5 protein-coding genes are annotated in these 8,125 nt (G+C 62.1%); 3 read left to right on the forward strand and 2 right to left on the reverse strand.

The window, feature by feature from the left end:
* The 3 genes from AC1DQP_RS12710 to AC1DQP_RS12720 form a co-directional block, all read left to right on the forward strand.
* Window positions 1-1,273, forward strand: a 1,273-nt coding sequence (locus AC1DQP_RS12710; protein ID WP_478051718.1) for a penicillin acylase family protein, incomplete at its 5' end; no start/stop codon positions are given.
* On the forward strand, window positions 1,270-2,985 hold the full coding sequence (locus AC1DQP_RS12715) for a cyclic peptide export ABC transporter (protein ID WP_478051719.1): 1,716 nt from the start codon (window positions 1,270-1,272) through the stop codon (window positions 2,983-2,985). The genes AC1DQP_RS12710 and AC1DQP_RS12715, both read left to right, overlap by 4 nt.
* 5 nt (window positions 2,986-2,990) lie before the next feature.
* Entirely contained in the window at window positions 2,991-3,791 is an 801-nt protein-coding gene (locus tag AC1DQP_RS12720; RefSeq protein WP_457489096.1) for a 4'-phosphopantetheinyl transferase family protein, read from the forward strand.
* Window positions 3,792-3,846: 55 nt separating this feature from the next.
* Here the strand turns inward: AC1DQP_RS12720 and AC1DQP_RS12725 are convergent, their stop codons facing one another.
* Window positions 3,847-4,596 (reverse strand): thioesterase II family protein, encoded by a 750-nt coding sequence (locus AC1DQP_RS12725; RefSeq protein ID WP_478051720.1) that lies wholly within the window; start codon window positions 4,594-4,596, stop codon window positions 3,847-3,849.
* On the reverse strand, window positions 4,593-8,114 hold the full coding sequence (locus tag AC1DQP_RS12730) for a non-ribosomal peptide synthetase (protein WP_478051721.1): 3,522 nt from the start codon (window positions 8,112-8,114) through the stop codon (window positions 4,593-4,595). The genes AC1DQP_RS12725 and AC1DQP_RS12730 overlap by 4 nt, the downstream gene beginning before the upstream one ends.
* Window positions 8,115-8,125: the final 11 nt, after the last annotated feature.

An 8,125-nucleotide genomic window follows, 5' to 3' on the forward strand; every position in this document is an offset into this window, starting at 1 on the left:
TGTCTTCGATAGCCCGGTTGCGCTGCGCTGGACCGGGCTGGACCAGGCTGACACCAGCTACGAGGCGTTCTACCGACTGGGATATGCAAGCGGCTGGGCCCAGTTCAAACAGGCGCTGCAGTGGCAGGTGGCACCGGCAATGAACATGCTGTACGCCGACCGGCAGGGCAATATCGGCTATCTCGCAGCCGGCAGGGTCCCGGTCCGAAGGCAAGGCCAGGGGACGCTGCCTGTTCCCGGCTGGGACGGCAGCCACGACTGGTCGGGCTACATTCCATCGGAGCAGTGGGTACAGGCCTACAACCCGCCCTCGGGCTACATCGTCAGCGCCAACAACCGCATTGTCGGGCTCGATTACCCTTACTTCGTGTCCAATGACTGGGCCTCGCCGGCACGTGCCAAGCGCATTGAGCAACTGCTCAGGGAACGCATCGATGCCGGACGCAAGCTCACCGCCTCCGACATGCAGAAGATCCAGGGCGATACGCTCGATCTAGATGCGGCAGCCTTGATGGATGTGCTGCGCGACCAGCTTCCACAGCAATCGCATGCCGGGACAGCAGCGGCATACCTGCGGGACTGGCACGGCGACATGCGCGCCGACAGCCAGGCGGCAACGGTGTTCAACTCCTGGATGCGGCACTTTCGTCAGCGCCTGTTCCAGGCTCGTCTGCGCGGCGGCTGGGAATCACCGCAGGCCAGCACGCTCGCGCGGCGTCTGGGCGAAGGTGTCGGCACAGCGCAGCTGACCGAGCTGCTCCAGGGTGATGGCCAGGGATGGTGCGATACACGCGACTCCGAATCCGCGCGCAGCTGCGCGCGATTGTTGGCGGAATCGCAGACCGATGCTCTCACCGAGCTGCATAAGCTACGCGGAGACTGGAGCATGCAGAGCTGGGGATGGTCGCACGTGCAGCAAACACGCTACTCGCACATACCGTTCAGTGGAATGAAACCGTTCAACCTGCTTTTCGAGCGGCGCATTGGCAACGGCGGCTCACTTGATACGATCAATGTCGCTGGATCCCAGTTCGTGGACGGAGAAGGGTACCTGCAGGGTTTCGGCGCTGGCTTCCGCCAGGTCATGGAGATCGGACCACGCGGCATCTCGCACGATTACATGATTTCGACCGGGCAATCGGGTAACCCGCTGAGCACGCACTTTGCCGACATGGTCAAGCCATTCCGCGACGTGCGCTACTACCGGCTGGGCTTTTCCACCCCTGCGGCCGAACACGCACGGCCATCACCCGCAGAGGGACAAGGCCGATGAAACTGTTCTCCCAGTTCTCCGAGCATGCGCCCAACCGGGTGTTTGCATCGGTCGTGCTCGGTGCGCTTTCGGGCATCTGCTATTCACTGCTGATCCCGCTGGTGCTCAGTGCAATCCGGGCAGATGACCCGCGGCTGCAAACAGTGGACTCGGTGCTKCCGCGCGTTTTCGGCCTCGAGATCGCTCATGCGCCCTTCGCCATGGTCTTCGCGCTCATCTGCATTCTCATCCTTGTCGCGCGGACGCTGTCCCAGATCATGCTCACCCGCATCGCCATTGACGTATCTTCAGGGTTGCGGACCCGCATGTACGCGCGTATCGCAAGTGCACCTCTCCCGGCGCTGGAACGCATCGGTTCGGCGCGCATGATCGCGGTTTTGACCACTGACATCCCCCGGATCGTGCTGGGCGCACGGATGATGCCTGACCTGTTGATCGACATTGTCATGCTGATTGGCATGCTCGGCTTCCTGCTGATACTGAACACGCATGTATTCATGTACGTGATCGGATGCATCGTGTTTGGAATCATTAGCTACCAGGTGCCGATGTTGATCGGACGCCGCTTCTTCATCCGCGCACGCGCTGGGTTCGATGGCCTACAAGAATCGATTCATGGACTGATTCATGGGATCAAAGAGCTCAAACTCAACGACGCCAAGCGCATCGCGTTCTTCGACGACGTCATCATGAGACATGAAGACGAGGTCAGGGTCAACGAGAAGGCCGGCCACACAATCGTCCGTGCCGCAAGCAACTATGGTGACCTGCTCAGCTTCTTCGTCATCGGCTCCATCATCTTCATCCTGGTCAACTACCGCACCATAAGCACAGAGGACCTGGTCGGGGTGGTGATGGCCCTGCTCTACATTACCGGCCCGATCGCGGTGATCCTCAATTCCATACCGCAGCTGAGCATCTCGCACGTATCACTGCAGCGGTTCGCCATCCTGTTCAATGAGATTCCCGCCGAGGCCATCGCCAACCACCAGGAGGACGTCCGCCCCTGGAGTGAGGTGAGGTTTGAAAAGGTCTGCTATCGTCATGAGCGCAAGGATGGCACCGGCTTTCAGGTGGGCCCGCTGGATCTGACCATCCGCCGCGGCGAGATTACCTTCATCGTTGGCGGCAACGGTTCCGGAAAATCMACGTTGAGCAAGCTGATTACGCTTCATTACCAGGCCAGCAGCGGTCGCATCCTGTTCGGCGATCAGCAGGTTGGCGATGCCACACTCGGGTCTCTTCGGCAGGGAATTGCGTCGATATACTCCGACTACTATCTATTCGACCGTGTCTTGGGATTGGACGATGCGTCAGCAGGCCCGCGTGTACAGGAATTGTTGCGCGAATTGAAGCTGGACCACAAGATCGCGTTCAGTAATGGGCGATTCTCCACACTGGCCTTGTCCGACGGCCAGCGCCGACGGCTCGCACTGCTCATTGCCGTCCTCGATGACAAGGATCTGTACCTGTTCGACGAATGGGCCGCCGACCAGGACCCGGTGTTCAAGGCAGTTTTCTATCAGGAAATCCTGCCGGCGCTGAAGCAGCGCAACAAGGCCGTTGTTGCCATCAGCCATGATGACCGCTACTTCGATGTTGCCGACCAGATCATCACGCTGGAAGAGGGACTGGTGCATTCCATATGTAATCCACTCACTGCACAGATGGATCATGTCGGTACGCACCAAGGGGTACGGGAGGCGCCTTGAACTCCATGATGTCTGACCTTGGCCACGGACCTGGCCCGCTACAGCGGTCGCCGACTCTCCTGCTGGAGCTGATCTCCGACATGGCTCCTGCCGCCAGGCCGGCCATTCTTGACGCGTGGTGCGAAGCCGATCTGTTTGACGCTCGCTGCTCCCCATCGGTATGCCTGCTGCGATTCGATGTCGACCGCTTCGACAATGGGCTGTTTGCCGCGACTGGAATTGAACAGCCGCCGCAGATCGCCCGTAGCGTGCACCGCCGGCAGGCGGAGTTCTTCTTTGGACGCTTGGTGGCGCGGGCCGCCCTCCAGTTGCAGGGCCTGCAGGTGGCGGGGATTACCATTGGCGATCAGCGGCAGCCTGTGTGGCCAGAAGGCGTGATCGGCAGCATCTCGCACATCGAGGGCCTTGCCGCCGCAGTGGTTTCTTCCGCAGACGTGTACGGCGGGCTGGGCGTGGACATCGAATCGGTTCACACCGTCGGCAAGGAGCCCCAGGCGCTGCTCGCAACGGTCGTCGATGAGCAAGAGTACGCCTACCTTCTATCGCGGCATGCCAACGAGGGCTTCGATGTACTGTTGACAACGGCCTTCTCGGCCAAGGAATCCCTGTTCAAAGGCGCGCATGCCGCTGTCGGTCGCTATTTCGACTTTTCCAGTGCAAGGGTGAAATACGTTGACCGACAACGCCGCGTGGTCTCGATCATCCTGCAGGAGACCTTATGCGAGTCGTTCGTTGCTGGTCAGTTGCTGCATATAGGCTATCGCCACCTACCTGGCGATATCGTGCTGACCGGCTTTTGTTGGTAGATCACGTCCCGGCCCCAGCCCCGGCGCGCACGCAGCACCATATCGGCGCGATACTTCACGCGATGGCGTTGGCACCTAGCGTGCAGGCAATACGTTGCAGGACCTRATCCCGCTGGCCGTGGATGAAGAAGTGATCGCCCGCGAAGAGGTGATGATCGAATCCAGCGCTGGTTTCCAGACTCCAACCAGTGATCTGATCGATGCTGGCACGATCCTCATCCGTGCCGGCGAAGGCCGTGATCGGCACAGCGAGTGGCGGCGAAGGCTGATAACGGTAGGTTTCGGCGAGGGCAAAGTCGGCACGTATTACAGGTAGCAGCATCGTCATCAGGTCGGGGTCGGCAAGAATTTCCGTAGGCGTACCGTTGTAGTCGCGCAGCACGTCGATCAAGGCACTGTCATCAAGCAGATGCCTCCCCTTGGGCTCGTCGCGAAAGCGAGGTGCGTGGCATCCCGATACGATCAGGTGACAGGGCAACGATGCTCCTCTAAGCGCCAGTCCGCGGGCCGCCTCAAACGCAACCAGCGCTCCCAGGCTGTGGCCGAAGAATGCGAACGGCCGGTCAACACTCTGCGCCAGCAACGGCACCAGCGTATCCATCAGTGTTGGCAGGTCATGATATGGAGGTTCGGCGTAGCGCGCGCTGCGCCCTGGCAACTGTACGGCGCAGATCTCCAAGGGCGCAGGTAGTTGTTCCTGCCATCCCAGATAGCTGGCGGCGTTGCCACCAGCGTAGGAGAAACAGTACAGGCGGACACTGTTCACTGCAGAGCCACGCTTGAGGAACCACGAACGATCCATCATGGCGCTTCTCCCTCCATCGCCGCGACTTCCTGTTCCAGTGCAACCAGGTCTTCGGCTGAGTACCCGGCCAGTATCCTGGCCACTATCTGGTCGCCAAGCGCGGCCAACCGCGGATGCTTGAACACCTCTGAAAGCGCGGGCTCAATGGCAAACTGCTGACGTATGCGCGTCACAAGTTGAATGGCCGTCAGCGAGTGCCCCCCCAGCTCGAAGAAGTGGTCGTGCCGTCCCACCCGCTCCACGCCCAGCAGCTCGACCCAGATCGCGGCCAGCGCCTGTTCCACYTCCCCTTCCGGCGCCACGTAAGCCCGCCCGGTCAACGCCTCCAGCCCCGGGGCAGGCAACGCATGCCGGTCCAACTTGCCGTTTGCCATCAGCGGCAATGCCGCCAGCACCACAAATGCGCTGGGCACCATGTATTCGGCCAGGGTTCGCGACAGCGCTTCCCGCAAGACATCCGTGGGCAACGTCACGCCCGCCTCGGCCACCAGATAAGCCACCAGGCGCTTGTCCCCGACGCGGTCCTCGCGCGCCACTACCACTGCCTCGCGAACGCCGGGCTGTTGTGCAAGCTGCGCTTGGATCTCTCCCAACTCGATCCGCAGACCGCGCAGCTTCACCTGACTGTCGTTGCGCCCCAGGTATTCAATGCTGCCATCGGCTCGCCAGCGGGCCAGGTCACCGCTGCGGTAAACCCGCCCACCGGCAGCATCGAACGGGTCGACTATGAAGCGCTCGGCGGTCAATGCCGGCTGATTCAGGTATCCACGCGCTACCTGCACCCCGGCAATCAGCAGCTCRCCCGCCACACCGATCGGTACCGGCTGCAGGTGGCGATCCACGATATGGATCCGGGTATTGGCGATCGGACGCCCGATCGGAACCGTGTCGCTACCGGCGACGCATCGCCAACAGGTCACATCCACCGCCGCCTCGGTGGGACCATACAGGTTGTACAGCGCCACCTGCGGCAACGCCTCCAGCAGCCGGTTCTGCAGCGGGGCAGGCAGTGCCTCGCCGCTGCACAGGATCTGCCGCACCCCGGCACACCCGCTGACGTCGGCCTCATCCAGGAAAACCTGCAACATCGAGGGTACGAAGTGCAGCACGCTGATCGCCGAAGAGCTGATCACGCCGGCCAGGTAGTACGGGTCTTGGTGGCCTCCGGGCCGCGCCAGCACCAGCCGTGCCCCGGCCAACAGCGGCAGGAAGAATTCCCARACCGACACGTCAAAACCGAACGGGGTCTTCTGCAACACACGATCTTCACTGCCAAGAGCGAATTCCTCCTGCGCCCATAGCAAGCGATTGACGACACCATCGTGCTGGTTCATCACRCCCTTGGGACGGCCGGTGGAGCCGGAGGTATAGATCACATAGGCCAGGTGCTGCGGCGTCAGACCCAGTGCCTGCGGATCCGGATCATGCACGGGCTGACCATCCAGTGCCGCCACYTGGTCCAGCATGATCACCGGCACCTGCACTTCGGCCAGCACCGGCTGTAGCGCCGAAACGCTCAGTACATGGCGCGGGCTGCTGTCGGCCAGCATGTAGCCCAGACGCGCGGCCGGATACCCCGGGTCCAATGGCAMATACGCACCACCGGCCTTGAGCACGCCCAGCAACGCCACGACCATGTCCATCCCGCGCTCCAGGCAGACCCCGATCCGRTCATCCGGCCCTACCCCCAGACCCACCAGATGATGCGCAAGCTGATTGGCACGCCTGTTGAGCTCGCCGTAGGTCAGCGTCCCACCCTCGAACTCAATGGCAATCGCTTCACTCGTGCGCCGTACCTGTGCTTCAAACAGCGTGTGGATGAGGTGCGTCTCACCGAAGGGCTGCGATGTAAGGTTGAAGCCGCTGACTACCTGCTGCCTCTGAGCAGGCTGCAGCCAAGGCAACGTCCCCATAGGCGCACTGGAGTCCGCGATCATCCCCCCCACGATCATGTCCAGGTGGCCGGACCACCGCTCTATGGTGTCACGACTAAAAACATCCGGGCGAAACACCAGCTCTGCTCCGGTTCGGTGCGCCTCGTCATAAAGACGCAGCACTACCGTACAGCCGAACACCGTGTGCGATGCCGAAGCAGACGAGATCACTACCCCAGCGTCGAACGGCGCGATGCGATCACCCCAGCCGGCGTCCCGTAGCACCCGCACCGCCTCCGACAATGACGGCAAGGCACAGGCAAGCGCCCGGCCCCTCGCGGCCTCTACTTGGCCTATCCACTCCCATGCACTGGCTTCCTGCTGGCGGTAGCGCATGACTCCCACCACCGACGGACGCCAGTCGCGCTGGTCGAACAGTCCCAGCAGACCGTCAGCCTGTGAGCCCAGACGGCTCAGCAATTCCATCCAGGCAGCAATCCACACACTCTGGGCAGACCCGCCGCTTTGCCCGCTCCAGGCGATGATGGCATCCGCCGTTGAGCGCAGCGCCGGCACGCTGTCCAGATGCAGCGGTGCATCGTCACTGCGGTGGCCATCGGCCGGAAGATCCAAGGTCGGCGCTGCATCGTGCAGCGTCGCGCTCCAGTTCGTTACGCGCGCCTGCCAGGCATCCCAGCTGATCCAGTCGGTGCCTGCGCCAACTGCGACCTGCACCAACGCCCGCTCACCGGTGAGCTCGAAATAGCGACGTAGCAACGCGAACACTGCGTGTTGCCGGTCCGCATCAGAGCCGTCCAGGTCCGCCACGACAGCGAAAACGCTATGGCCATCCGCATATCGGTGTGCGACGGAGAAGAGCGCAACCCCGTCCATCGCTGCGCGACCAGCGGCTATGGCGCACTGCAGCGCATCGACACCTTCCGGATTGGTGCAGTGCAGTGCGGCCCTCCCCTTTGAACCACCGTGCGAGACCTCCCAATCACGTGCGCACAGCTCAGCGACGTCGGCCAGCAACTGCGGACGCAGTTGATCGGGCCACCGCAGTACGCACGCACCCGCAGCGACGCCCTCCACCTGCAGCAGCGGCAACCCGCCCGTTGCCGGCAGCGGAACGGGCGCGTCGAAGTCGGAGAGCATTGCTTCGATGGACGCCATGAATCGCTCTGACAAATGCGCTACGAATTCCTCCGATAGTCCCAACTGCGTATTGATCGTCACCAGCAAGCCATCAGCCGGGTTGCCGCTCACCTGTGTCGACAGCAGGAAGTTGCTTTCCTCAAATTGCTCCCCCATCTCCACGCGGAGCCAATCGACCTTCATCAACTCGGTGGCAACCTTGAAGTTGGTATAGGTAAAGTTCGCCTGCACCGAGAGATGCGGATTCCGCCGCAGGACACTGGCAAGCGCATGCCGACGATAGGGCTTTGCATCGGCTTCGGACGTTGTCAGTTCCCTGGCAAGTCCGCGCCAGCTCGTGCCACCCCGTATCAACACTGGGGTAACGTTGAGGAACAAGCCGACCAGATTCTGTCCGCCGTGCGCCTCCGGGCGGCCGTGATCGGTCATGCCGCTCAGCACATCGCCACCGCCCATCACCGCGCGCAGCACCTGCCCATGTGCCATCAGCATCAAGG

The organism is Stenotrophomonas sp. P5_A8, from assembly GCF_056400545.1.

What these genes read in the sequence shown, in the direction of transcription:
- AC1DQP_RS12720 (WP_457489096.1), top strand. Translation starts at nt 2,991, where the DNA reads ATGATGTCTGACCTTGGCCACGGACCTGGCCCGCTACAGCGGTCGCCG.